Origin of the sequence: Anoxybacillus suryakundensis (assembly GCF_001418025.1) — a bacterium.
GTDB lineage: Bacteria > Bacillota > Bacilli > Bacillales > Anoxybacillaceae > Anoxybacillus > Anoxybacillus tengchongensis.
Genome location: NZ_LIOK01000008.1, coordinates 91,345 through 117,976, shown reverse-complemented (window position 1 = coordinate 117,976; position 26,632 = coordinate 91,345). Strand labels below are relative to the sequence as shown.

The 26,632-nt window shown below is 38.6% G+C and carries 30 protein-coding genes and 1 other RNA gene; 9 read left to right on the top strand and 22 right to left on the bottom strand.

Annotated elements, in window-relative coordinates; translation table 11 throughout:
* Positions 1-73: 73 nt before the first annotated feature.
* The 3 genes from ASC42_RS07860 to ASC42_RS14350 form a co-directional block, all read right to left on the bottom strand.
* On the bottom strand, positions 74-1,510 hold the full coding sequence (locus ASC42_RS07860; protein ID WP_055441328.1) for an NAD(P)/FAD-dependent oxidoreductase: 1,437 nt from the start codon (positions 1,508-1,510) through the stop codon (positions 74-76).
* 147 nt (positions 1,511-1,657) lie between these two features.
* Positions 1,658-2,596, bottom strand: coding sequence for a magnesium transporter CorA family protein (locus ASC42_RS07855; RefSeq protein ID WP_055441294.1), 939 nt, complete (start codon positions 2,594-2,596; stop codon positions 1,658-1,660).
* A 22-nt stretch (positions 2,597-2,618) separates the two neighbouring features.
* Positions 2,619-2,753, bottom strand: a complete 135-nt coding sequence (locus ASC42_RS14350) for a hypothetical protein (RefSeq protein ID WP_280790528.1) — start codon at positions 2,751-2,753, stop codon at positions 2,619-2,621.
* Between the two features lie 165 nt (positions 2,754-2,918).
* On the opposite strand from ASC42_RS14350, the gene ASC42_RS07845 reads away from it, so the two are divergent.
* On the top strand, positions 2,919-3,206 hold the full coding sequence (locus ASC42_RS07845; RefSeq protein ID WP_032101794.1) for a HesB/YadR/YfhF family protein: 288 nt from the start codon (positions 2,919-2,921) through the stop codon (positions 3,204-3,206).
* 18 nt (positions 3,207-3,224) lie between these two features.
* Here the strand turns inward: ASC42_RS07845 and ASC42_RS07840 are convergent, their stop codons facing one another.
* The 10 genes from ASC42_RS07840 to ASC42_RS07800 form a co-directional block, all read right to left on the bottom strand.
* Positions 3,225-3,644, bottom strand: a complete 420-nt coding sequence (locus ASC42_RS07840) for an acyl-CoA thioesterase (protein ID WP_055441292.1) — start codon at positions 3,642-3,644, stop codon at positions 3,225-3,227.
* 125 nt (positions 3,645-3,769) lie between these two features.
* Positions 3,770-3,997 carry a small acid-soluble spore protein Tlp gene (gene tlp / locus ASC42_RS07835; protein ID WP_032101795.1) on the bottom strand — a complete coding sequence of 76 codons (228 nt, stop codon included), beginning with the start codon at positions 3,995-3,997 and terminating at the stop codon, positions 3,770-3,772.
* A 131-nt stretch (positions 3,998-4,128) separates the two neighbouring features.
* Complete coding sequence (locus ASC42_RS07830) at positions 4,129-4,272, bottom strand: acid-soluble spore protein N (protein WP_032101796.1); 144 nt, start codon at positions 4,270-4,272, stop codon at positions 4,129-4,131.
* Between the two features lie 34 nt (positions 4,273-4,306).
* Positions 4,307-4,438, bottom strand: a complete 132-nt coding sequence (locus ASC42_RS13695; RefSeq protein ID WP_072242699.1) for an FbpB family small basic protein — start codon at positions 4,436-4,438, stop codon at positions 4,307-4,309.
* Between the two features lie 80 nt (positions 4,439-4,518).
* Entirely contained in the window at positions 4,519-5,034 is a 516-nt protein-coding gene (locus ASC42_RS07820) for a peroxiredoxin family protein (protein ID WP_072242697.1), read from the bottom strand.
* 53 nt (positions 5,035-5,087) lie between these two features.
* Positions 5,088-5,228 (bottom strand): hypothetical protein, encoded by a 141-nt coding sequence (locus ASC42_RS14045; RefSeq protein WP_167338102.1) that lies wholly within the window; start codon positions 5,226-5,228, stop codon positions 5,088-5,090.
* Positions 5,229-5,284: 56 nt separating this feature from the next.
* On the bottom strand, positions 5,285-5,557 hold the full coding sequence (locus tag ASC42_RS07815) for a YpbS family protein (protein ID WP_032101798.1): 273 nt from the start codon (positions 5,555-5,557) through the stop codon (positions 5,285-5,287).
* Positions 5,550-9,176 carry a dynamin family protein gene (locus tag ASC42_RS07810; protein ID WP_055441289.1) on the bottom strand — a complete coding sequence of 1,209 codons (3,627 nt, stop codon included), beginning with the start codon at positions 9,174-9,176 and terminating at the stop codon, positions 5,550-5,552. The genes ASC42_RS07815 and ASC42_RS07810 overlap by 8 nt, the downstream gene beginning before the upstream one ends.
* 74 nt (positions 9,177-9,250) lie before the next feature.
* The gene (locus ASC42_RS07805) at positions 9,251-9,757 is read right to left on the bottom strand and encodes an isoprenylcysteine carboxyl methyltransferase family protein (RefSeq protein WP_055441288.1); all 507 of its coding nucleotides are present in this window, start codon (positions 9,755-9,757) and stop codon (positions 9,251-9,253) included.
* The gene (locus ASC42_RS07800) at positions 9,754-10,818 is read right to left on the bottom strand and encodes a type III polyketide synthase (RefSeq protein ID WP_055441287.1); all 1,065 of its coding nucleotides are present in this window, start codon (positions 10,816-10,818) and stop codon (positions 9,754-9,756) included. Before ASC42_RS07800 ends, ASC42_RS07805 begins: the two co-directional genes overlap by 4 nt.
* A gap of 259 nt (positions 10,819-11,077) precedes the next feature.
* On the opposite strand from ASC42_RS07800, the gene ASC42_RS07795 reads away from it, so the two are divergent.
* From ASC42_RS07795 to ASC42_RS07780, 4 genes are all read left to right on the top strand, one after another.
* Entirely contained in the window at positions 11,078-11,533 is a 456-nt protein-coding gene (locus ASC42_RS07795) for a chemotaxis protein CheX (protein WP_055441286.1), read from the top strand.
* Positions 11,534-11,797: 264 nt separating this feature from the next.
* Positions 11,798-11,947, top strand: a complete 150-nt coding sequence (locus tag ASC42_RS07790) for a cytochrome c oxidase subunit 2A (protein ID WP_032101802.1) — start codon at positions 11,798-11,800, stop codon at positions 11,945-11,947.
* A 21-nt stretch (positions 11,948-11,968) separates the two neighbouring features.
* Complete coding sequence (locus ASC42_RS07785; RefSeq protein ID WP_006318623.1) at positions 11,969-12,442, top strand: cytochrome c oxidase subunit II; 474 nt, start codon at positions 11,969-11,971, stop codon at positions 12,440-12,442.
* Entirely contained in the window at positions 12,439-14,088 is a 1,650-nt protein-coding gene (locus tag ASC42_RS07780; protein WP_055441285.1) for a b(o/a)3-type cytochrome-c oxidase subunit 1, read from the top strand. Before ASC42_RS07785 ends, ASC42_RS07780 begins: the two co-directional genes overlap by 4 nt.
* A gap of 24 nt (positions 14,089-14,112) precedes the next feature.
* Here ASC42_RS07780 and ASC42_RS07775 read toward each other — a convergent pair whose 3' ends face one another.
* The 7 genes from ASC42_RS07775 to ASC42_RS07750 all read right to left on the bottom strand — a co-directional run bounded on the left by ASC42_RS07775 (position 14,113) and on the right by ASC42_RS07750 (position 21,775).
* A complete protein-coding gene (locus ASC42_RS07775) occupies positions 14,113-15,627 on the bottom strand; it encodes a carboxypeptidase M32 (protein WP_055441284.1) in 1,515 nt (504 codons plus the stop codon).
* Positions 15,628-15,682: 55 nt separating this feature from the next.
* A complete protein-coding gene (locus ASC42_RS07770; protein WP_055441283.1) occupies positions 15,683-17,611 on the bottom strand; it encodes an ATP-dependent DNA helicase in 1,929 nt (642 codons plus the stop codon).
* A 99-nt stretch (positions 17,612-17,710) separates the two neighbouring features.
* Complete coding sequence (locus ASC42_RS07765) at positions 17,711-18,862, bottom strand: THUMP domain-containing class I SAM-dependent RNA methyltransferase (protein WP_055441282.1); 1,152 nt, start codon at positions 18,860-18,862, stop codon at positions 17,711-17,713.
* A gap of 6 nt (positions 18,863-18,868) precedes the next feature.
* Positions 18,869-20,602 carry a putative bifunctional diguanylate cyclase/phosphodiesterase gene (locus ASC42_RS07760; RefSeq protein WP_055441327.1) on the bottom strand — a complete coding sequence of 578 codons (1,734 nt, stop codon included), beginning with the start codon at positions 20,600-20,602 and terminating at the stop codon, positions 18,869-18,871.
* Positions 20,603-20,661: 59 nt separating this feature from the next.
* Positions 20,662-21,053, bottom strand: an RNA gene (rnpB, locus tag ASC42_RS13690) — RNase P RNA component class B.
* Between the two features lie 67 nt (positions 21,054-21,120).
* Positions 21,121-21,417 (bottom strand): cell division regulator GpsB, encoded by a 297-nt coding sequence (gpsB, locus tag ASC42_RS07755; RefSeq protein ID WP_055441281.1) that lies wholly within the window; start codon positions 21,415-21,417, stop codon positions 21,121-21,123.
* A 124-nt stretch (positions 21,418-21,541) separates the two neighbouring features.
* Complete coding sequence (locus tag ASC42_RS07750) at positions 21,542-21,775, bottom strand: CotD family spore coat protein (RefSeq protein ID WP_055441280.1); 234 nt, start codon at positions 21,773-21,775, stop codon at positions 21,542-21,544.
* A 373-nt stretch (positions 21,776-22,148) separates the two neighbouring features.
* On the opposite strand from ASC42_RS07750, the gene ASC42_RS07745 reads away from it, so the two are divergent.
* Genes ASC42_RS07745 through ASC42_RS07730 form a run of 4 tightly spaced genes read left to right on the top strand, consistent with a single transcriptional unit; the run spans position 22,149 to position 24,529 of the window.
* Positions 22,149-23,516, top strand: coding sequence for a globin-coupled sensor protein (locus tag ASC42_RS07745; protein ID WP_055441279.1), 1,368 nt, complete (start codon positions 22,149-22,151; stop codon positions 23,514-23,516).
* Positions 23,517-23,539: 23 nt separating this feature from the next.
* Positions 23,540-23,869: a hypothetical protein gene (locus ASC42_RS07740; RefSeq protein WP_055441278.1), complete on the top strand. Its 330-nt coding sequence runs from the start codon at positions 23,540-23,542 to the stop codon at positions 23,867-23,869.
* Positions 23,870-23,897: 28 nt separating this feature from the next.
* Positions 23,898-24,239, top strand: coding sequence for an ATP-binding protein (locus tag ASC42_RS07735; RefSeq protein WP_245191159.1), 342 nt, complete (start codon positions 23,898-23,900; stop codon positions 24,237-24,239).
* Positions 24,236-24,529 (top strand): STAS domain-containing protein, encoded by a 294-nt coding sequence (locus ASC42_RS07730; protein ID WP_055441276.1) that lies wholly within the window; start codon positions 24,236-24,238, stop codon positions 24,527-24,529. The genes ASC42_RS07735 and ASC42_RS07730 overlap by 4 nt, the downstream gene beginning before the upstream one ends.
* Before the next feature lie 52 nt (positions 24,530-24,581).
* On the opposite strand, the gene ASC42_RS07725 is transcribed toward ASC42_RS07730, so the two are convergent.
* Both ASC42_RS07725 and ASC42_RS07720 read right to left on the bottom strand, forming a co-directional pair.
* Positions 24,582-25,718: a PP2C family protein-serine/threonine phosphatase gene (locus ASC42_RS07725; protein WP_055441275.1), complete on the bottom strand. Its 1,137-nt coding sequence runs from the start codon at positions 25,716-25,718 to the stop codon at positions 24,582-24,584.
* Between the two features lie 97 nt (positions 25,719-25,815).
* Positions 25,816-26,577, bottom strand: coding sequence for an enoyl-CoA hydratase (locus ASC42_RS07720; protein WP_055441274.1), 762 nt, complete (start codon positions 26,575-26,577; stop codon positions 25,816-25,818).
* Positions 26,578-26,632: the final 55 nt, after the last annotated feature.

Here is a 26,632-nt window from a genome sequence, read left to right as displayed (position 1 = left end):
ATTCGATCAATAAATTTATGTCAACATTATTTTTATATATGTTAACAAAAGAAAAACTAGCGAGACTAGCTCGCTAGCTATACGTTTCTACAATATGTCGCGCAATCCATACCCCACATGCCCCTGCTTGCGCCAGACCGCGTGTAATTCCTGCACCGTCTCCCCCAACGTATAGTCCTGTAATTTCCGTTTCAAAACGTTCACTTAACTTTGGACGGGCAGAATAAAACTTTGCTTCTACCCCGTAAAAAAGTGTATGTTCTGACGCAATACCTGGGGTGACATAGTTCAATGCTTCTGTCATCTCAATTAAACTTTTCATCGTATTGTAAGGAAGAACGAGACCTAAATCCCCTGGAACCGCTTCTTTTAACGTTGGTTCGATGAATCCTTCTTTAATCCGTTTTTCTGTTGAGCGTCTACCTTTTAAAATATCTCCGTATTTTTGCACAATAATACCACCGTTAGATAATGCATTGGCTAAGCGAGAAATTTGATGAGCGTATTCGTTCGGTTGATCAAACGGATCTGAAAATTTATGAGAAACGAGAAGCGCAAAGTTTGTATTATTGCTTCCTAGTTTCGGATCTTTATACGCATGACCGTTCGCAAGCATAATGCCAGAATGGTTTTCAACAACAACATGACCAGAAGGGTTACTGCAAAACGTCCGAACTTGTGTCCCAACGGATGTATTAAAAATGAACTTCCCTTCGTACAAATGTGTGTTAATTTCCTCCATAACGACGTTAGACGTTTCGACACGTACACCAATATCAACTTGATTGTTGATCATTTTCAATCCACGTCGTTTCAATATATTCGTTAACCAAGCTGAACCATCACGTCCTGGGGCGATGACGACACGATCCGCATAGATCATATCCCCGTTTTTTAATTGAATTCCTTTCACATGATTTTTGCCATCTATTTTTTCAGTCAAAATATCATTTACTTCTGCTTTAAACATCATATCAATGTGTTTACGCAAATATTCGTATATGCTCTTTAAAATCTCTAAATTTTGTTCTGTCCCAAGATGACGAACTTGTGCGCGTAACAATTTTAATCCAGCTGCATAAGCGCGCTTTTCAATTTCTCTCACTTCATCTGTAAGCGGATCAGTCAACGCATGCGTAGCACCATGCTTCAAGTTGATTTCGTCCACGTAGCGAATAAGTTGTAACACCGTCGAATCAGACAAATAATCTGTCATCCATCCACCGAACTCGCTCGTAATGTTAAACTTACCATCTGAATAAGCCCCTGCTCCTCCAAATCCATTTGTAATCGAACAAGCAGGTAAACAACCTGCGTAATCTTTTTTTCCAACCGGTGGCGGACATTTTTCAATTTTCTTCTGCAAAATTGGACAATTTCGTCTATAAATATCGTGCCCTTTATCAACTAGTAACACACGTGCTCCAGGTAGTTTTAATGTTAATTCATAACAAGTAAAAATTCCCGTTGGACCTGCTCCAACAACTATCACATCGTAACGATTGTTCATCATTCATCCCTCACCTTCCATTTTCCGAATGTTAATATACTAAATAGCACACAAACAGTCAATAAAAAACGATCTTTTTTAATTTATTTTTTATATAATGTTCGTTTTTATTTAAGACACAAAAAAAGAACGGTACATACCGTCCTTTTAAAAATAACGCTTCTTCCAAAAAACAAACGCCGTAATACTCGAAAGAACGAAAGAAATACTTAAAGCAACTAAATACGCATACGGCTTATCTTGATATGGGATCGGAACATTCATCCCATAAAAGCTTGTCACCATCGTTGGAAAGGAGATAACAATTGTAATTGCAGCTAAAAATTTCATAACAATGTTTAAATTATTTGAAATGACGGAAGCGAATGCATCCATCATCCCACTTAAAATGCTACTATATACTTCTGTCATCTCAATAGCTTGCTTATTTTCAATAATGACATCTTCTAGCAATTCTTGGTCATCTTCATACATCCGCAAATAATTTAAACGAAGTAACCGTTCCATCACGATATTATTTGCTTTTAATGATGTCGTAAAATAAACGAGACTCTTTTCTAAACTGAGTAAAGAAAACAACTCTTTATTTTGCATCGATTGATGCAGCTGTTTTTCAATTTCGCTTGTTTTTCGATTAATTTGCTTTAAGTATCTTAAGTAATACGTAGAAATCATATATAACATTTGTAACGCAAAACGCGTTTTCATATACGTATAAAAATGCTTCACCTTATTTTTTGTAAACTCCTCAAAAATTGGATTTTCTTGAAGACAAACAGTAATAAAACAGGTGTTTGTAATAATCATTCCAATTGGAATGGTTTCATATGTTGGAATGTTTCCCTCATCGTACGTAATAATCGGAATGTCAACGATGATGAGCACATGGTTGTCTTCTTTTTCGATGCGTGACCGCTCTTCATCATCTAGTGCATCTTTAATCGAGTCAATCGGAATATTAAGATGCTCTGCGATATAGCGAATTTCACTTTCTGTTGGAGAAACGAGGTTTACCCAACAGCCGTTTTTGAGCTCATGAATTTCCTCTAATTTTCCTTGATCATTTGATAAATAAATGTTCATCATGGCGTAACTCCCCCTATCTTCTCTACAAGAGGTAAGCGCCACTTTTTTGTCGTTGGAGCGCCTGTTTCGTTTGTGAGCAGTACGTTCCAGCGCCAAAAAACGAAGCTACTTCCCCTATTATTGCTGGTTCTGGTTCATTCGTGTTCGCCCTGCTCATAACGGAACTGTCACTCCTTTCGCTCTCACAATCATTACGGATTAATGATACATGTTTTGCCACCATTTGTATAGTTCCTTTTTTATTTTTTCTTGAATCGGGTATTCAAAAATAGAAAAATGCTTCTCGTTCTTTTATAATCATTGGTGAAGGATGGTGAACATAATGAACATATACATGTGTGATCGAGCGTTTCAGTGGTATAAAGAAGAACTCCAATTACAGCGGGGGGACTATGTTCGTTTTTTCGCTCGATATGGTGGATGTAGTAACGTACAAAAAGGCTTTTCTCTAGGAGTGAATAAGGAAGAACCAATCGATGTAGCCGTAACGTTAGAAAAAGAGGGCATCATCTTTTTTATCGAACAAAACGATATGTGGTATTTTGATGGTCACGATTTACATATTGAGTTTGATGAAAAACAAAACGAACCGGTATTTATATATAGATAAAAGCGGGCTCTCCCGCTTTTATCTCTTTTTTGCGCGTTCATACGCTTCGTGCCAATCAGGAAAATATTTTCTAATTAAAACAGGTTGAAACGTTTCTTTCGTTACACAAACATGTTTCGAAGTTGCTGTTGCCGCGATTTCATTCGTTGGGGTTAATACTTCATACCCATAAACAACTCGAATACCATCATATGATTCCACCCATGTTTTGATTGTGGCTGTTTCTCCGTATCGTAACGGTTTTTTATAAGAGATTTGTAAATCTATAACTGGGGACACAATTCCCTGCTTCTCCATGTCAGCATATTGAAAACCAAGCTGTTGAATAAAATGAGCTCGTCCTATTTCTAGCCAAATTAAGTAATTGGCATGATAGACAATCCCCATTTGATCTGTTTCTGCATAACGAACCTCAATCTCTTTTTGCGAAATGATCATATTTTTCTCACTCTCCAAAATCACGATACTTTATCATCATTTTACCATAAACATGAGAAAAGTAGAAAATCCACCCTTATAACGAAACAAAAGAAAACATACAAAAAGCCGCACGTATGCGGCTTTTACAATTCATATCCATTTTCTCGTGCTTTTGCCTCATCTTTAATTTCCGCTCTCATCGCTTCAATTGCCTCTTCGCGACGGTGATTTTTTTCTCTAATTTTTTCACGCTCCTCTGGACTAGCGAATGCCATTGTTTCTTCTGCCTTCTCAATATTTTCGATCGTGTTTTGTACCATGTCTTGTAACTTCTCTACATTATCGCGACGGTCATCATGATTAGGCTTCATTTGATCATCCTCCTTATTAAAATAAAAATGTACACCCTTTATCGTGTACGTTTTTTTTTACGTTATACATATTATTTTGTTTATCATAAAAAAATTATGTAAACTATAATAAGGGCGAACATTCGCCCTCATTATTCTCCTTTCGTTTGAATCACTTGTGGATGTTGACCAGATTGATCTTGCATTTGCTTTCCTTTATTGCCACCGGCTGCTCTCGATTTCGTTCCAATATGTTGCGGCACAAATGGCTGTTGATTACTTTTTGGATTACCCATTTTTCATCCCCCTCTCCTTTGTAGTATGACCACATTACTCTGCTTTATGAAGCCAGCGTGTTTCCATTTTCTCTTCCAATTTTTCTAATGCACGGACATCGTTCAATAACTGTCGCTTATTTTCCAGTACTAGCTCTGCAAATGTTCGTTTTCTCATTTTCCGCATCACGTATTCACCTACTTTTTGTTTTTTTCTATCTTTTCCAAACATAATGAAAAATATACAAAAAATAGCCGACTGCTCGGCTATTTCCCCCATTTTTCTGCATATCGCACCATTTGTTCGTATGACATGGGACCAATTTGTTTTTCACGAATAATTCCTTGGTGGTCGATAATAAACGATGTGGGAATCGGTTGAATGTCATATTGTTTCATCACATCGCCATCAACATCTAATACAACTGGAAACGTTAAACGGTAATCTTTAATAAACTCACGTACCTTTTCTTGTGAATCTCTCACCATTACATTTACAGCTAAAATTTCTACTTGTTGACCATATCGTTCATAAAATTTTTGCATATCTGGCATTTCTGCACGACACGGCGGACACCACGTCGCCCAAAAATTCACAATAACCGCTTTTCCGCTCAGTTGTGAAAGTTGAACCGTTCTCCCGTCGGTTGTTTGTAAGGAAAAATCAGGAGCCTTCATTCCTACATGAATACCGGTTTCTATCGTTTGTCTTTCCGTCATATGTTCCCAAAGCATATATGCAAAAAAACTAAATAAAACCATGATGGCAAACCACTTTTTCATCAACACACCTACCCTTCTATTTATCATCTCATAAGAAAAGGCGCATGTGCGCCTTATCGAATATTTTTGTGTTCATTGCTCATTTTTGTTACTTCCACTTCAGCATATGAAGCAAATTCGTTATTGAAGTCATTTTTTTGCTTGGCGTTATTGTTTCGTTGTGCATTTGCGTTTCCTAATCTTGTTCGTCCCATTGTTTCAAACCCTCCTTTTCGTACACGAATAGTATGCACGAACGGGACGTTTTACACTACGATGATTGATTATTTAATTTTTGGACATATTCCTTTACCATGTCAACCGTCACATATTTTCGTTGTGGCACGATTCCATTTTTCGCTAGTTCGTTTATTTGTTTTGTCACTTCGTTAATCTTGTGTACAGAAAATGACTCTCCTCGTTGACATAAAGCAACTGCTTCTTCAATATACATCTCCCGTTTCACATCTAGCTCGACAAATGCTCGAACGAGTGCGTGTTGTTTTTGTGAATGCGCTGTAATTGCTTGATGAACTTCACTCATCATTCATTCCTCCAATCATATCGTAAATGCGTTGCAATTCATCTATTGATGCTTGAGCGGTTAATGCCGAAAGCAAACCAGCAAAATGTTCATTCATCTGTTCACACATATGACAATGAAGCCGCCCAATAACGGTCTTCCATTGTTTTGTATAATGCGCAAGCAAGCGTTGTTTTTGTTCATTTATATACGTTGCAACCGGCTCGTGTAATTGTCGTTCTAATTGTTCTTTCATCAACCGCTTTTCATCTTTTTCAAAAAATGATTTCGCATTTTTGTACAACGATAGCGCTTGTTTAAATATGCTGCGCTCTAGTTGTTCAAAAGCAAGCGGAAATTCCAATGTTGGAAAAACAGGAAGATCCACTTTTGTTACAATGAGATCATGAACTTCCTTCCACTGTTTCTCTAACGCCATAAAATGAAGATCATAACGTTTGCTTATAAATGCTTCCATTCGTAAGCTAGTCGCTCGCATTTCTTGCGCCAAATCGAATCCAATGGAATACAACAATTCGTCTAAACATAATTGTAACACTTTTTTTATATTTGCTTGTCGATCATGAAGAACGGACGGATTAAACGACTCTTTAAACCAATCTGACAAACGGAAAAAAACGCGCTGTTGAATGTAATAAACTAACTCGTTCAATTCTTGTTCGATTGCATGAATGTCATGATTTATTTCGTATTGTTCGATAATCCGCTCAAGCTGTTGTTTCTCTTGTTGTAATGTTTGTAGCTTCTTGCGTTTTATATCATCGCTTCGTTTTGCTTCTGCAATATATTCTGCTAACCGTTTGTGCGCTTGTTTCATTTGTAAACGAGCGGAAGCTATCGCTAATGAACCGATTTCTTGATGAATAAACGGATAAAAGGCTTGCTCAAACGTGCTCATTCCTGAATTCGATAATACGTCATGTTTGAATGTTTCCCCGTTCTTTTCGACAAGCGCCCATTTACTCGATAATGGAAAAAGACGAGGATGACGAATACCAAATTGTAAAAGCTGGTCTTTCACATAGTGAACAACGGCTTGTAATTCCTCTGTTGTATGCGCTAAATCAGCTGCATTAATGATAAAAAACATTTTATCTAAACTAAACGTATCTTTTACCCGACCAAGCTGAATTAAAAATTCGCGATCCGCTTTTGAAAACGCATGGTTATAATATGTGACAAAGAAAATCGCGTCGGCATTTTTAATGTAGTTAAATGCGACCCCTGTATGACGAGCGTTGACAGAATCTGCTCCTGGTGTATCAACAAGAATGATGTTTTCACGAGTTAATGGACAATCATAATACAGCTCAATCCATTCAACAAAACACGATTTCGTTTCATTCGCTACATATTCGCGAAATTGCTCAAGTGAAATCGTAAGCAAGTGTCCAAGCTTTTCTTTCATTTGTTCATACCCACGCACAACGGCTTGTAAAAACGCCCAATGTACGCGTTCTTTTGCTTCAACATGGTGATTGCAAATCGCCTTTGCGCTTTCTTCGATCGCCTCTTGTAATGAGTGAACTTGTATACCGAAAAAACGCAAAGAGTGTTGCAAATCGTTTAAAAGCTGTTGCTCCGTTTTCACTTGTACGACAACGGTTCCATGTGGATGCTCATCTGTTGGTGGAACAATTTTATTAATTGTCGCCGTTGTTGGATGTGGCGAAACAGGTAAGACGTGTTCGCCAATTAACGCATTTGCAAACGAAGATTTTCCAGCACTAAAAGCCCCGAATAAGGCAATCGTAAACGTCCGTTGTTGAAGCTGCCGAACCTTTTCGTTCATTTCTTTCGCTAATTGTTTCAATCCTTCAATCGGAGCAATCATTTGGCTAACCGTACGCAATTTTTCAATCATTTGTTCAACCGTCTCGCTCGTCGTTTGTGCTGATGGAATTGGATGTTCTTCTTGTATCTTTTCGTTCGCACGGGAAACTTCTTCTGTCTTTCGTTTGCTTTCTCGTATCATAAACTTCTCCTGAATAAACGGATAAACGGCTTCATCGCTTAGTGGCATTGCGGTTTCAATAGTTTTTCGCAACTGTTGACGCGTATGTTCACGTTGACGCGCAAGTTGTTTTAATCGTTCCCAACGCGAATGTTCCTCCGTGAGCTGTGCAAGTTGTTGCTCATATATCGCTAATTGTTGTTGTGCTTTTCCTTTGTTAATCATTTGATCCACTACTTGAAGGGCTACGTCGCGATATAACCGTTTGATTTCGGTTGCTATATCGTTCGTATACGTTAACACATAATCTCCTGTTACAAGCGGTTGATTCGTTTTCTGTTCAACAAGCCATTGTTTAGAAAATGGAACTTTTAATTGTTGAATGTGATGTAACAATTCATGATCACGGATATCATATTGCTCGTAAAACCGTTTCAACAAGTCACGAATGTGCCATTCCAACTGACTTTCAATTTTTTTATGTAAATCTTTATAAAAAGCATTCAATCTTTTTTCTCGTTCTTCCTCGGTTTTTTTCTTTGTAAATAAAAAGCCGACTTTAAAATCAGGTTGACATGCTTCTAAATAGGCACGCGCATACTCCCTCGTTTCATAAGGCATCATGTAGGCGTTATCTAATGTTGTTGCTAGCTGCTGTTCAACCTGCTGCTTAGCGGTTGACCATGTTTTCTTTATGTCATTAATCGTTTTCTCTATTTCTTCGATCTTTTTCAAAAGTTCCTGTTCATTATTGAACGAAAGCAATTGACGAATGTTTTGTTCTTCTTCTTCCTGTTGCGCAATCACTGCTTGCATATGGTGATCAATCATTTGCTCGACCGCAATATGTATACTTTGTTGAAGTCGCTTATTTTTTTCGCCAAAAAGCGACTGTAATAGTTGTTTTAATGCTTCAAACTCGTTATATACATGCTTCTTTTGTTTCAGCGACGTATAAAAAATGCGTTCAAATGCAACTCCCCACTGTTGAAACGCTTCTTCCACCGAGTGAGCAAACAGTGAAAACGGAAGCTCTTCTTCACGATGTTTATCAATTTGATTCACAACTAAGTATATCGTTTTTCCATACTGCGATAACCGCTTTGTAAACTCGAAGTTCATTTCCGCTTGGACATGGTTGTAATCCATCACATAAAATATAACATCCGCTAAATGAAGAGCAGACTCTGTCGCCAAGCGATGAGCATCGTCTGTCGAATCAATACCTGGTGTATCCATCAGTACAATCCCACTTGGAATCGCATCTGTTTCATCACTAATTTCAATCATATCGATAGTATCACCGTCTCGACAAAACGTTTTTACTTCTTCGTAATCGTAAGGAGCAACATATTCAATCGGCTGACTAGCTTTATAATATACGCGCGCATACGGCTTTCCTGCTTTTACTTTTACAAGATTTGCACTCGTTGGAATTGGACTAGATGGTAAAAGTGGAGCTCCAATCAATTCGTTAATTAAACTGGACTTTCCAGCAGAAAAATGACCACAAAAAGCAATCGTAAACTCTCCATCATACGCTTTTTTAATTAATTGTTTTGTTTTTTTAGATTGCACTGTGTCGCCTATCTCGACAAATTGATCATGAAGTGCAATTAAGCGGTATATCCATTGTTGCAACGGTTCTGTTTGTGTTTTTTGCATTTTTCCCCATACCCCTTTTAAAAAATCTACCTTCATTTTACTGTAGTTCACAAAAAAAATACATAAAAATTCCCCTACTTATGAGGGGATTTTAATAAACGTAGCGCCTGTTCCTCCACACGAATACGGATCGATAAAAGGTACGCGTTCCATACTGTAAATATGAAAGCCGTCCAATATGCTTGAAACATAAGGGGAATAATAATAAATTCAAGCACAACAACAAAATAATTGGGATGTCGAAACCATCGGTACGGCCCTTTCTGTATCCGTTCTGTATTTGGCAATACAATAATTTTCGTATTCCAACACCGTCCAAGTGAAACGATGATCCAAAAGCGAAACAGTTGTAAAATGATAAATATATTAAACAAAAATGACCATAAAGTCGGTTCGCGTTTCTTCCTCCTTTCCAGCAAAAGCGAAACAAAAAATAAACTATGCATACAAACGATATATTTATAATGATGTTGTCCGAATTCTTTTGCTCCTCTCTTCTTCATCCATCGTTCATTTCTTTTTGCCCAGTACAACTCAACAAATCGCTGAACAATTAAAAAGAAAAACACGTTCCATCTCATGATTTTTCTCCCCATTTTAACAATAAAAGCTCACAGCTAAACCCAGGCCCCATCGCCATCATTAAGCCATGTTGTTGAGTGATAGACTGTTGTAAAAAACGTCGTAAAACAGCAAGCACAGTCACAGACGACATATTTCCGTACTCCCGTAAAACATGAATCGCGTAAGTTAACTTATTTTCATCTATATGTAAACTATCTTGATAAGCATCAAGCACTTTTTTACCACCTGGATGTACAACAAAATGTTCAATTTGCGAAACGTCAAGCCCATTTTTCCGTAAAAACAATTCTACAATTCCACCAATCGATTGACGAATAATAGTCGGAATATGCCTAGAAAAAACCACGTAAAATCCTTTATCTTTTATATCCCACCCCATGACATCTTCCATGTTACGCATAAACATCGATTGCATATCGATCACTTGTGGAGCTATACTTCGCAACTGCACATCATCCCCTACAACACACGCACAACCTACTCCATCAGCAAATAGTGATGTGCCAATAAGATTGCTTTTTGACACATCGTCAAGTTGGAAGGTTAGGCTGCAAAATTCTATCGAAAGGACAAGCACTTTCGCTTTTGGATATGCCCGACAATAATCTGCCGCGCGAGCAATGCCGGCTGCTCCCCCTGCACATCCAAGTCCCCATATAGGAATTCGTTTCGTATGTATCGAAAAAGGTAGCTCGTTCATTATTCTCGCCTCAATGCTCGGTGTAGCAATCCCAGTTGTCGAAATATAAAAGATGGCTTCAATATCTTCAAAATGAATATTGGCGCTCTGTAAACAACGTTCGATTACCTCTTTCCCATATCGAACGGCATGTTCAATATACAGTGCGTTTTTTTCAGCAAATGAGTGCTCTGTCATATACCAATCTAATGGTTGTACAAACGCTCTTGATTGAATATGGTCGTGTTCAAAAATGCACAATAGACGGTCAATATGTTCATAACGATGTTGAAACATACATTTTATTGCATTCATCACTTCTTTTTGTGAAACACGATAAGGAAGTTCAGCTAATTCCACTGCAGCGATGCTTGGCATCCATTTCCCTCCTTTCATTAATGATAGTATTTTTCTAATAAAACAATTTTATACATATTAAGTAAAAAAGCTTTCCTCACGGCAATAGGAGGAAAGCTTTCAACGTTTTGAAAGGAGGTATGTTGTTGTGCACTTTCATTATAACGCAATTTATTGTTTCGTCACTATGTTTTTTATATTTTCTTTGTCTGTATTTGTCGAAAAGTGATGTAATTGAAGTAAAAAATTTGTTATGATGAAGAAAAAGGGGGGGCTTTTTATGGCTTTAGGTGAAAAAATTACAACGATTTTAAATGGAACGATCGAATCGATTCGTTCTGTCATCCCACTAACGATGACAATTGACAAACCTTCCTTGTTTACACAACCTTTCACCCAAACGTCCATTAGTGTATTGATTGGAATGACCGGAGACTTACGGGGACGTCTTATGATTGAAGGACATGAAACGATGTTTGGGAGTATCGGAGAAACGATGTTCGGTGTGCCTTTAGAGGGTGAAATGCTCGAATCATTTACCGGTGAACTTGGTAATATGATTGCAGGAAACTTAGCAACGATCGTATCTCAAAAAGGAATTACAATCGACATTACTCCTCCCACTGTTCTTGTTGGTCAAACAAAAATTTACGGTTTTGATAAAGCATTTCGCGTCCCGATTTACTTCGAAAGCAAAGGAGAATTGCAGCTCATTTTAACGATTGATAATGAGTAGACAAAAGAAGCTTGCGTTTGTGAGCTTCTTTTTTTATTTCCCAACCATCTTTTTCTAAATATTTCACACTTTTTTCACAACCTCACAAAATTCATGTGACAAAAGTCACAGCTACTCCTTATTTTTACGGTTATGATGATGGTAAAGTAACGAATGAACAATTTGTGAAATGTATCAAGAAAACGTTTCATTTCGCAAATTGTTTTGTATGATGTAAGTGTATACATTTCTAGTTAAGGTTTATTTAGGAAGGGAGGAGCGCTAATGAAAACCCAATTAAACACAAACACACCAAAAACAAAAGTGGAGAAAGAACCCCCATTAAAAGGAACTCTCGTTTCTGTTTTGTTTTTGGGATTTTTCCTCATTTTCACGTGGGTAAGCGTATATTTCTTGTTTTTGAATCGTTTATAGAGAGAAAGGGGACGGGACATGATGCACATGCATAAGTATGAAAAAATTTGGCTGTTTTTCGGCATCGGTTCATTATTCGTATTTTTAGCTGTCTTAGGGGTTGGTGCATTTGCACAAGGCACACAGCCACCAAGCTGTTTAACAACGATCGACCCAGAAAAAGTCGACCAAACACCACCTTTTGATAAACCGGGCCTTGTTAAAACAGGGGATAATGAATATCAATTAAATATCGTTGCTTCTGCATTTGCGTATACGCCAAATCAAGTAGAAATTCCAAAAGGAGCAAAAGTAACGATTAACGTAGCGACAAAAGACGTCATTCACGGATTTGAAATGGCCGGAACAAACGTGAACATGATGGTTGAACCTGGTTATGTAAGTAGTTATACACAAACATTCGATAAAGTCGGGGAGTATGTGATTTTGTGTAACGAATATTGCGGTGCCGGTCACCACTTAATGACGGCGAAAGTGAAGGTGGTTGAACAATGATGAACGGAACTTGGAAAGTAGATGCGCGTGATGGTAAATTAGCGATGGCTCATATTTATGTCGCTTTCGTTGCACTTGCGTTAGGAGGCCTTGCCGGTCTATTACAAGTGCTTGTGCGCTCAGGAAAATTTGAATTGCCAGCAGGCATTAGCTATTATACGATTTTAACAACTCACGGTGTATTACTTGGACTTGTTTTAACTACATTTTTTATCATTGGTTTCCAATTTGCAGCTGTCAGTCGTACGGCCGGAACGCTTTCTGATCGCGTCCGATTTTGGGGCTGGGTCGGTTTTTGGCTCATGACAATCGGCACAGCGATTACTGCCTTTTACATTTTAATTGGTGAAGCTTCTGTTTTATATACGTTTTATGCACCTCTACAAGCACATGCAGGCTTTTATATTGGTTTAACACTTGTTGTCGTCGGTAGTTGGATTAGCGGATTTGCGATGTTTGCTCACTATGCTAAATGGAAAAAAGCTCATCCTGGTCAAGTAAGTCCGTTGCTTACGTTCATGCCTGTTGTTAACATGGTGTTATGGCTTATTTGTTCGCTAGGTGTAGCTGCAACTGTATTATTCCAACTTATTCCTTGGTCATTAGGCTACGTCGATCGCATTAACGTACTTGTAAGCCGAACATTATTCTGGTATTTTGGTCACCCGCTCGTCTATTTCTGGTTATTACCGGCATATATGATTTGGTATGCCATTATTCCAAAAATTATTGGCGGAAAAATGTTCTCTGATTCCCTTGCACGCATGTCATTCATTTTATTCTTAATTTTCTCAATCCCTGTCGGTTTCCACCATCAACTCGTGGAACCTGGAATCGATCCAGCTTGGAAGTACTTGCAAGTTGTCTTAACGTTTATGGTTGTTATTCCATCACTAATGACAGCGTTCTCGATGTTTGCAACGTTCGAGATGTACGGTCGTTCTAAAGGAGCAACAGGATTATTCGGATGGTTACGTAAACTCCCTTGGGGTGATGCTCGTTTCTTTGCACCGTTTATCGGTATGTTGTTCTTTATCCCTGCTGGTGCCGGTGGTCTTGTCAACGCATCACACCAATTAAACCAAGTTGTTCATAATACGATTTGGGTAACGGGTCACTTCCATTTAACATTAGCAACAACTGTTGTATTAACATTCTTTGGTGCAGCTTATTGGCTCATCCCACATTTAACGGGACGTGTGATGACAAAGGCGATGAACCGTTTAGCAATTATTCAAACGATCGTTTGGTCGATTGGTATGATTTTTATGTCTAGCGCAATGCACTTTGCTGGGTTGCTTGGCGCTCCACGTCGTTCAGCGTTTTCAACATACGGAGATGCACCACAAGCGCTAGAGTGGATTCCTTATCAAATCGCTCAAGCAGTTGGCGGAACAATTTTGTTCATCGGCATTATTCTTGTACTCATTATCGTTACAAACTTAGCATTTTTCGCTCCAAAAGGTGAGACAGAGTTCCCTGTTGCAGAAGTTGCTGAACAGGCTGAGCGTACGCCACTCGTATTTGAAAACTGGAAATTATGGATCGGTATTGCTGTTGTACTCATTTTGATCGCATATACTGTTCCATTTATCGATATGATCCAAAATGCACCTCCTGGCTCAAAAGGATTTAAACTTTGGTAAAAAACCGGGCAAATGCCCGGTTTTTTATAATCGATAAATATGTTTATATTTTTCTTCCAAATAGCAAATCAAGTAAGCCGGATTTAACCCTTCTCCAGTTACTTCATGTAAAATATCAAGCGGTTTTTTCGTTTTTCCAAATTGGTGAATATGCGTTGTCAGCCATTCACGAATACGCACGAACTCTCCGTTTTCGATCAACTCACCAAAGTTTGTAAACTCTTTCTCCATCGCGTGTTTAAACTGTGCTGCATACATATATCCAAGGGCATACGATGGAAAATAGCCAAAACTTCCCCCGGCCCAATGTACATCTTGAAGAATTCCTTCTGCATCACGCTCTGGACGAATGCCTAAATACGCCTCGTATTTTTCATTCCAAATGTGTGGCAAATCTCTCACTTCAACCGCGCCATCAAACAATGCTTTTTCCATTTCATATCGAATAATAATATGTAATGGATACGTCAATTCATCCGCTTCAATGCGAATAAGAGACGGTTTTGACTCGTTAATTGCACGATAAAAATCATCCAATGAAACATCAGCAAAATGCGGAGCATATTGTTGCAATAAGCTATAATGTCGCTTCCAAAACGAATAATGACGTGCAATAAAATTTTCATAAAACAGCGATTGGGATTCATGAATGCCCATTGACGTACCATCGTAAAGCGGTGTACCTGCCCATTCTTTAGATATGTTCTGTTCATAAAGAGCGTGACCACATTCGTGAATCGTACCAAATATAGCCGTCCGAAAATCGTTTTCGTCATATTTCGTTGTAATTCGGACATCTCCTTCATTTAACGTTATCGCAAAAGGATGTGCGGTTTCATCGAGCCGCCCTGCATCAAAATCGTAACCTAATTCTTTTAAAAGCGCTAAACTAAGCGATCGTTGTTTTTCTTTCGGAAACGACTGAAATAAAAAGCTTGTTTCTGGCTTGTGTCGCGACTCGCTAATTTGTTGAACGAGCGGAACAATATGATCGCGTAATTTTGAAAACACGCTGTCTAGCAAATCAACAGTCACACCTGGTTCGTACAAATCTAATAACGTATTATATGGGTGTCCATTTGTCCCCCAGTATGTGATAAAACGTTTTGTAAAATCGACAAGCTGCTCTAAGTACGGTTCAAAAAGGGAAAAGTCAGATTTCGCTTTCGCCTCTTCCCATACGCTTTCCGCTTTAGACTGTAAAATGACATATTGTTTATACTCATCAGCAGGAATTTTCTTATTTCGTTCGTACTCTTTCTGACATTCTACTAACGTATAACGGGTGACCGGTGACAATTGTTCCTGTACGGACTTCGCTGAAAGTTCCGCAATATATGCGGCCATTTGCTCTGAGGTCGACATATGAAATACATCTTGTGATAACATCCCGATCACTTCCGAACGTTGATCAATTCCTTTCTTCGGGGCTCCTGTACGCAAATCCCAATACATAAGCGAAATAGCTTCTTTGTATGCCATCATTTTTTTGACGTACTGCAAAAATTGCTTTTCAACTGCCTGAATATTTTTCTTCATTTTCTTCCCTCCATTCCGTTGTATTTGTTATTCTACAATACTTACAAATATTCCTTCATTTTTGATGTACCTCTGTCGGTAATACACGTTTGATCGTTTCAATCACTTGCATTGGCTCATCGTCTGTCACAAAAATACATACGATTCCTCGATCATCCCGTTGACGAATGAGACGCCCTACTCCTTGTCGCAATCGTAAAACCATATACGGAACGTCCACTTCCCAAAACGGATTGTCCGTTTGTTTTCGCTTCGTCTGAAAAACGGGATCATTCGGTGGATAAGGAAGTGCCCAAATGATGACATTGCTTAGTGACGGACCTGGAATGTCTAATCCTTCCCATAAATGTTGGGCACATAAAACCGTCTCTTCTTCATTTTGAAAACGTGAAACAAGTTCGCTAATTTCTTGATCTCCTTCAAATAAAAAAGTGAATCCGTCTTCTTGCTGAGCACGAGCTTTAAATTCATTTAACTGTTCACGCGTCGGGAACAATACAAGCGCACGCCCATTTGTTTCACGTATTTTTTCTATGGCGTACGCATATTTCTCTTCAAATATGCGTTCGTTATTTTCAAATATTGGCATATAAATCGTCATTTGTTCATCATAGTCAAATGGAGAATCAACATGAAATGATAAATATTCGTCGATGCCAAGACTTTTTGCCATATAATCAAATGATTTTTCATTCGATAATGTGGCAGATGAAAAAATAAATGGAATATGTTTAGAAAACACTTTTTCGCGCAACACTTCTTGTACCGTTCTCGGCATAATGACAAGCGTGTTACCATCAAGTGACGACTCAAGCCATGTAATGGCGTCACGATTATGAATGAATAAATATAGTGAATGATGAATTTGGTCTAAATATTCATCAACAACTTTCAATTGATAATGGTCAATCGTATACGTTTCACTCTCAAATACGAGTTCATCTCCAATTTGTTCTACTTTTGTTCGTAACGTTTGTGCCAGTTGCAAAAGAGATGCAGTAAATGCTATCTCTTGACGATTAGATCCCGATACCGCTTTAGCATGATTCATCAATTCATCAAAAAATCGTGCACTAAGTTCTAATGTATCTTCGATTAAATAAGCTAATTGTTCACGAATATCATTTTCTAATAAACGGGAAAGTAACGTTTCTAATGTCGTTTCTTTCATACGATATGTTAACGCTTTTTGAGCAGCAAACTCTAATAAATGCCCTTCATCAAAAATGACACAACTCGCTTCTGGTAACAGTGGTAACTGTCCTTCACGTTTCCGTGCTTCATACGTCCAAATATGTTCCATATAAAAATCGTGAGAACAAATAATTAAATCCGTTGCTTTGCGATAATAGTCACGCGATAACGTTTGGCCACAACGATGGCGCTTTTCACATGCTAAACAGTCTTGAAACGGATCCCAAGCAATTTTTGACCATTGCTCATCGCTTAAATGAGCATAATCTTTTCGATCACCGTAATGGTAAAACGTCTGGAGCGGAGCATGATCATGAACAAATGGAGGCAATTCGTCAAAAATTTGCTCGTACAATTCTTCCTCTTCGGTCATTAATATATCGTCCAATTTGTTTAAACATAAATATTGGTCTGGTGACTTCGCTAAGCGGACATCGATGTTTATGTTTAAAACTCGTGAAATTTTAGCAATATCTCCTTCTTTTTTCACAAGTTGTTCAATGAGCGTTTCATCTGCACAAGCAATAATGGCAGGTTTTCCGATATATCGTGCATAACAAATGGCATAAAGTAAATATACAATCGTTTTTCCCGTACCTACCCCTGCTTCCGCAAACATCACTTTTTTCTCTTTAAATGCTCGCTCAAGCTGAAATGCCATAAAAATTTGCTCATCACGTAATTCAAACCCTGCTTCAGGTAAAATATCGTAAAACACGTCCCCAATCCATTCGTTTAATTTATCAAAAAAATGTTCATTTTTACTTAATGCAAACGGATATTTACTCATATTTTTTAGCCCCTCCATTAATTTTAACGAAGTACACAAACATTAATTATCGACCAAAAAAAGAAAGAAGTCAATGAAGTTGAAAAGAAAAAGAAGCTGTCAATGAGACAGCTTTTCATATGAATGCGGCGGACGAGGTCCCCAAAATTGATAATATTGCGTTTCAATGAAACCGTTGAATAGTTTTCGGCGTTTTGTTGCCTGCTTCCCGTACAACTGCTCAAAGTGGCGGTGAGATGTTAATATATAAATCGACCAAGTATCGAGTGCAGCGAATGTTTTTCCCATTTCCCGATATAACTGTTCTACTTCTTCTTTTTCCCCTAGTCGCTCACTATAAGGAGGATTGCCGACGATCACACCGTACTCATCTTTCGTTCGAAAATCTTTTACCTGCATCTGTTTAAACGTAATTAAATCAGCTAGTCCTGCTTCTTGTGCGTTTGTTTTCGCGATGTCTACCATACGATGATCAATATCAAAGCCGACGATATGTAGCGGTTGATCATAGCGCGCTAAATCTTCCGCCTCTTCCCTCGCTTCATCCCAAAATCGAGATGGAATCCAACTCCATTGTTCAGATACAAAATCACGGTTAAATCCTGGTGCAATATTTTGGCCAATCAGCGCTGCTTCAATCGTAATCGTTCCCGATCCACAAAATGGGTCAACAAATGGACGATCCGGATTCCAATTCGTTAACTGAACGAGCGCTGCCGCTAACGTTTCTTTTAATGGCGCTTCTCCTTGCTTGATACGATATCCCCTTTTATGTAACCCAGCACCACTCGTATCGATTGTTAATGTAGCGATATCTTTATGTAAAGCGACTTCAATACGAAATTGCGCACCTGTTTCCTCGAACCATGAAACGCCGTAATGTTGTTTTAAATGTTCAACAATCGCTTTTTTTACGATCGCTTGACAATCGGATACACTAAACAATTTTGATTTAACCGACTTCCCAACAACAGGAAATTGGGCGTCCATAGGTAAAAACTGTGCCCATGGCAACGCTTTTGTTTGTTCAAATAACTCTTCAAACGTCGTTGCACGAAATTCCCCCACCTTCACTTTCACCCGATCGGCTGTGCGAAGCCATAAATTCGTACGACAAATCGCCCGCTCATCTGCAACAAACGTCACCTTTCCATTGTCCACCTGACAGTCATACCCGAGCGCTCGAACTTCATCTGCAACAATGGACTCAAGCCCCATTGCTGCAGTAGCAATTAACGTTATCTGTCCCATATTCATTCACCTTTCATTGATATATTCATTCCATTCTTGAACAAAGTGCTGCACCTCATCTATTGGCATCGGTTTAGCAATGTAATATCCTTGTGCCATATCACATTGTTGTTTATTTAAAAATTCATATTGTTGCTCTGTCTCGACCCCTTCCGCCACGACCGATAAATGCAAATGATGCGCCATCATAATAATTGTTGAGACGATCGTCGCATCATCGCTATATAAAGATAAGCGACGAATAAACGATTGATCGATTTTTAAAATATCAATTGGAAAACGATGCAAATAACTTAATGAAGAAAAACCTGTCCCAAAATCATCAATAGCTAGTTTAAAACCGCACTGTTTTAACTGTACAAGTTTTTGAACAGATTCCTCTGCATTTGGCATAATCGTACTTTCCGTTAGTTCTAATTTAAAAAAGCGTGGATGTACATCGTTTTGTTTGACAATCGTCGATAGTTGCTCAACGAAATCATCTTGTTGAAAATGAACAGCAGAAATATTCATTCCGATTTTCATATGCGGAGCGAATTGATGAATCGCCTTGATATGTATACATGCTTGTTCGAATAGCCATTTTGTTATTGGAACAATCAATCCCGTTTCTTCTGCAAGCGGAATAAATTGCCCAGGAGAAATGAAACCGATATTCGGTTGTTGCCAACGTATTAACGCTTCAAGTGCTTCAATTTTTTTCGTTTTCATATTAACAATGGGTTGATAGCAAATGAATAATTCATTTCGTTCAATCGCTTTTCGTAAATAATTTTCTAACATGACCACTTCGCTTTGGTAGTCTAACTTAGCTGTATATAACTCAAAGCGATTTCTTCCGTTTTCTTTCGCTTTTTGCATCGCGCGATCGGCTCGACGTAATAATGTTTCACCATCATCTCCGTCGTTTGAGTACATGCTTATGCCGATGCTTACTGACATATATACATCTTTTCCGTTTAACATAAAAGGAGCTTGTAATGATTCAATCATTTGTTCTGCTATGCTAACAGCTTCTTGAACATCCTTTAGTTTAGGTAAAATAACTACAAATTCATCTCCACCAATACGCGCTAACGTATCCTTCGTGCGCAGTAGCTTTTTTAAACGATTGGCTACCTTTTTTAACAATACGTCTCCATTATAATGTCCAAGCTCATCGTTAATATATTTAAAGCGGTCTAAGTCAAGAAACAAAATAGCTAATTGTTGATTGTAGCGACGTGCCATATCAAGTAAATGTTGCAGACGTTTCGTAAATAATTGTCGATTTGGAACGTTGGTCAACAAATCATAGTTCGATAATCGCGCAAGTTGCTCCATCGTCCGCTTATGTTGCGTCACATCTGAAAAAATTGCTACATAATGTGTTGGATTTCCGGTAGCGTCATAGATAGCTTTAATCGTTAACCATTCTACAAACAACTCGCCATTTTTTCGTTTGTTCCAAATTTCTCCCTTCCAAACCCCATGATCACGTATCGTTTCCCACATATTTTCATAAAATACTCGATCGTGTAAACCAGAGCGAAGAATATTCGGTTTTTTTCCGAGCACTTCTTCTTGTGTATAACCTGTTACTGTTTCGAAAGCTGGGTTAGCTAATAAAATATGCCCTTCACTATCCGTAACAATGATTCCTTCGTCTGCTTCTTGAATAACGGCATGAGACACAGATAAAAATGTATCTAAACCCAACAAAGATGCTAATTTTTTGTTCAAGGCAAACTCTCCCCTCATATTCCCAAAAAACAAAAACTCCCCTGACGTTATGCAGGAGAGTGAGACCATGAATCATGTTCTGTAAGCCATGTTCTGTTCCGTCGTACTGCAAACGGCTCGCGCCTCGTACTTCGGTGGTAATCATCTATCTACAGGCTGTATGCCTGTCCTTCTCTCCGTTCATTTCCTTTGAGAAGGTGCCCCTACCATCATTTGGGTTTCTCGCTCGTGGGGTTTACCGCGTTCCACTCTTGCCGTTTCCAGCAAGACTACGTCACTGTGGCACTTTAAAGGTAGTCGAGCCATATCCATCACGGACGTAGGCTCTTTCCCTGCCGTCAGCCCAGCTCATCGCCAGACTGCCCTAGCTTATGCATTCGCTAGGCACGAACACTACGGGCATCTCAGCACCGTGCGAGCATGGACTTTCCTCTACGATGCATACACATCGCAGCGATTACCCGAACATGATTCATGTAAGCATATGTTAGTATATCCGAAACGATAAGCCAAATCAATAGAAAAGGTTGGAACATTTATTCGTAAAGTTTGTTTCCAAAAACATGTTTTTCCAAATTGGAAAGACGCTGTAAAATATCAAAATTCGTCGTTCCCGTTTGAGATGGCTGACGTTTTTGTGCCTCCTGCAATTGGCTTTTCAATTTTGCATTTTCTTGTTGTAATTGTTCAATCATTTGATGAAATGTTTCATAGTCTTTAATAATTAAATCAAGAAAACGATCAACTTCATCTTGATTGTATCCGCGCATACTTATTTTAAACTCTTTTTCAAGAATGTCTTTTGCTGTTAAGTTGATGCGATCCGAAAGCACGTTTGCTCACCTCAATTATCCATGTCTACACCTATTCTTTCAAAAAAAGCAGTCTTTGTCAATTTTTCATTTTCACAAACTTCGTCTTTTTTTCGACAAAAAACCGAAGGCGAATCGCCTTCGGTTAAAATGGCCGTGGAAACGGTCCCGGACCTGGACAAACAACATGTTGATGCGATACATCGTTGACTACTGATTGCGTATGAGGAAAATAATGTTGATGCTGGAACAAATGATGATTCACATACGTCGTATGTGACGGATGAATGTGCGGCACAATCGTTGTTTGCATTTGATGCTGTGTACAACATTTCGTTGGATGAACGATTGGCGGCATCATATTTGGGCGACAGCGCATATTTCATACCCCTTTCGTATTAAAGTTTGTTACACTTCTAGCATATGTACAAAGGGGTATACATGTACTAATGGAAATACCTAATTTTACATGAACGTATAAATGTTATGCTTCATATTCGCAAAAATAACAACTGTAACACCTATTAAAACAAAAAACAAATATAAAATTTTTTTACTCATCGCTTCTCTCTCCGCAGTTCGTATTGTTCACAAATATACATTCTACTTCATTCTTTCTTATTCGACAAGGAGGGAAAACTTTGTCTTTTTTTGCGCTTCCCTCGGAAATAACATAAAAAATTTCCTTCTTATTTTTACAGTACATGATATAATATTCTAGGGGATTTTTTATAAAAATTGGAGGGAAAATGATGTCAAAATGTCCATTTCATGCCCTTTTTAATGAGCTCGGGGCGATTCACCTTTTTCGCAAAAAACATCAACAAGAAAAAGAGACCACTTCTCTTCACCACTCTACACCTTCACATGTGGAAACATATTATCGGCAACTCGTTTCAGGTGACCGAAAGCAACAAGTCGTTTTCGTCGGATTAACAGAAGAAGATGTACAACGACTTGCTTCGATTCGTCCGCTTTTTGCTAAACATGTCGAACGGATCGTCGATGCGTTTTACGATCGAGTCGGACAAATGCCACATTTGAGACGCATTATTGACAATCATTCCACGATTGATCGCTTAAAACAAACGTTGCGCGCTTATCTAATGGATATGGTCTCTGGAGAAATTGGTGAACAATATATTATTCGGCGAAAAGTGGTCGGCAACGTTCATAATCGGATCGGTTTGTTTCCGGAGTGGTACTTGGGGGCTTACACAATCATTCAAAATGAAGTGCTTCGCATATTAATGGAGGAGCTACCTCCGACAGAAGCAACAAACATTTACCACTCGTTTACCAAACTTTGTTCATTCGATATGCAAATTGCGATTGAAACGTATATTGAATCGTATACATCGTCTATGATGAAGTTAAATGAAATTGCAGAGTTGCAACATCGTTTAACAGAATCGTCTACAACACTTGCTTCAAGTGCAGAAGAAACGACCGCTTCCATTTTTGAAGTACAAAAAAATGTCCAAAGCATGTTGAATGAAGTGACAAGTATTCAACGTCAATCTGTTCAAATGAGCGAACGAGTCGAAAAAGGAAAAGAAGATGTAAAACAAACGTTAACAAAACTAGACAGTGTTGCTACATTAATTGAAGGAACAAAATCGCTTACAAACGAACTGACCGATAGCTCGCGAAAAATCGGAGAAATCGTCAATGCGATTCGCAACATTTCAAATCAAACAAATATTTTATCGTTGAATGCGAACATTGAAGCTGCACGTGCGGGTGAACATGGAAAAGGGTTTGCAGTCGTCGCAAATGAAGTGCGAAAACTTGCAACGCAGACGGAACAATCGCTTGACTACATTCAAAATCACATTGACATTGTTCAACAAACGATTCGCAAATTTGAACAGGCGTTTCAACAAATCGTTGAGGAAACGCGAGCATTCCGACAAGCAAATGAAAGTATTATTCATATTTTTGATCAGTCTGTTACTGATGTGAAATCAACTAGTAAAAAAATCGATCAATTTACTTCGCTCATTAAACAGTTTCATCAAATGTTTGATGAAATTTCATCCGCTGCCTCACAAATTGCTGAAATGGCCGAACAATTAAACGATTTAAATCAAGAATTGACCGAAAAGTTCAATTCGTAATTGTTAAACGGAGGAAGATGACGATGAAGCACCCACGGCTGAAATACGAGCAACGGACGTTTGCTCATATCGACGAAATGGCGGAAACGTTGCTTCACGAAGTAAACGAGCAACTCATTCGCATCGATATGGGACTTCTCCCGAATAATGTACCGTCACGAAATTATGCGAAGTTTCGTCTCATGCATTTACAACGCTCATTTGGAGAGAGCATCCCACTCTCGTTTCGTTCAACATATAACTCTTTATGGAGCCAATTGTATCGTCTCGAGCATCAAGGTGATTATAAACATCCTTATATAAAACAACTTTTGATTCAATTAAAAAACAATGATTCAAGCTCAGCTAAATGAAACAAATTATAGCACCATGATTTCAGCGATGCTCGAGCAAATACATGGTCATATACAACTAGACGACATGAAAAAATATACAATTCAATTAATATTATGGGAGCTCGTCTCAAATGTCATTCGACACTCTACAAAAAAATATGCTACTGTACACATCAGCTGGTCAGATGAAGCAATCGCCATTGAAGTCATTGATGAAGGAGACGGCTTTCAATGGGAGGAAAAACTCAGCGCTCCTCCTCCTGATTTCACTCGTCAAGGAGGACGGGGACTTTTCCTTGTTCAACAGCTTGCTTCCCATTTTTCATTTGACGAAAAAGGAAAACGTGCCATTGTCGTTGTCGCACGGAATAAAGGGGGAGAAATATGATCAACATTGTTACATATGATGATAAAATCGTTGTTTCTTTTCGGCAAGATATTAACTTTGAAACATCACGCGTCATGGAAGAAACGATTCAATCACAGCCGTGGGAAACATCTCATTTACAAATTGATTTATCTGCTGTTCGATTTATTGATAGCTCTGGTGTTCGATTGCTGATTAGCTGGCTGTATCCATTAAAAGATCGCATGCGTATTGAAATGACAGGCGTTTCAGCACCGATTAAACATATATTATCGATTTGTCAACTTGATCAATTTGTAGATGTCAAATAAGTAGGTGCCCTGTTACTTTTAGGGCACCCGTTTTTTTAAAAATAGATCATCCTCATTTTACATGAATAGAGACAAATGTAATGTCATCGTTTCCTTTATCATATTGTGCTTTTTCATTTATTTTTTGTACCATCTCATCAAACGTATGAGCCGTTTGCATCATGTCAGCAAGTTGTCTGGCACATTCTTCACCTAACACTTCGATCAATCCGTCTGTGTAAATCATAAGATAGGGGTCATGTTGAAACGAAATCGTCCCTTTTTTATATGGAGCATTGGATACAATGCCGATTGGAATGCCCCCTTCTTTAAGAAGCATCGCTTTTCGATTAGTCATCAATATGGCTGGCGGATGGCCTGCGTTTACATACTCAATGACTTTCTTTTTTACATCAATCGTTCCGTAAAAAGCTGTAAAGTAATATTTCGTTTCCTTTCCAAACAATTGAAAAGCATGTCGATTTAATTCATGCACAACAAGAAGGGGGTCTGTCACTTTCGTCATTAATCCATGTAACAAAGAACGAATCGACATCGCAACAAGTGCAGATGCAACACCATGCCCCATGACGTCGATAACAATAAAAGCATACATGTGCGGACGAACTTGTTGCCAAAAATATAAATCACCAGACAGTTGTGCAGAAGGAATATACGTCCCGACAAAATGAATATGTTCATTATTCAGCGGTTCAGGAAGTAAACCTTCTTGAACGAGTCGGGCTAATTGTAAGTCTTCATTCATCTTTTTTTGCATCGTCCACATATGCCGATAACTTTCTACATATGCTTCATTCGTTCGTTTCAGTTGATCCATCGTTTCTTTTTGGCGATATGCCAATTGAACACGCGAAACGAGTTCGACCATTGTAAACGGCTTGCGAATGTAATCAAATGCCCCTGCTGCAAACGCTTCCTCTAATTTTTGTTCATCATCGTAACCTGTAACCATTAATACAGGGATATGATGCAATTGCTCATGTTGTTTCAATCGCCGACACCATTCAATACCATCTGTTTTCGGCATACAAATGTCCATTAAAATGACATCGACATGTTGGGATAAAATATATGCATATGCCTCGTCCGCATCTTCAAACGAATGAATGGAGATGCCTTGAATATGTTCGAGCATCGCTTCCATCATTTCCAATGTCGGCACGTAATCGTCTATAATCACTACTTTCATCTTCAGCCGCCCTTTTCGTTATACTTTTTCTATATTTCATTTATACACGTCGCAGACCCGAAAAAGATAGCTTAAAGATGAAAGTTTTTCAAATTTTTTATTTTCCGCTAAAATGCGGACGACGCTTTTCTAAAAAAGCGCGAATACCTTCTTCGTGGTCTTTTGTTTTACGCATTTTCGCTTGATACGCTGTCTCCATTTGCAACGTGTTCAACAACTGTTCTTCGCTTAGATGAGCATACAACTGCTTCGTTGCAATCATCGCACGAATCGGTTTTGCTAGCCACTCCGTTACTTTCTGTTGAATCGCCTGCTCATCACCGATTTCATCAATCAGTCCCACTTCATATGCCTCTTGTGCACTCATTACTTTTCCTTCCCATATGATTTGCTTCGATTTGACATCACCAATTTTTCGTTTTAAAAAGAAATGCCCCCCACCATCTGGAACTAAGCCAATACCGATAAAATTCATTGCAACGCGCGCTTGTTCGTTTGCGATCACATAGTCACAAGCAAGCGCTAAACTAAATCCTAACCCTGCAGCTGCACCGTGCACGTAACTGATCGTTAGTTTCGGCAATTGATGTAACGTTATTGCAATTTGTTTAATCGTTTCCATCACTTCTATGAATGAATGTTCATTCGTTGACTGCAACATCGTTTTAATATCGCCACCTGCACTAAATCCTTTTCCACGCCCACGAATGACGACAATATCCGCCTCGCTTTTTTCCACTTCTTTTAACGCTTGTAACAACTCCGCTAACATTTTCTCGTTTAAAGCGTTCAGCGCATCTGGACGATTCAACTCAATTGTTGCAACTCGATCTTCATATGACAATACGATATGTTCCATCTTTCCCATCTCCTTCTTTCGTATGTTCGCTGTTTTTTTCGACATATGTGAGTAA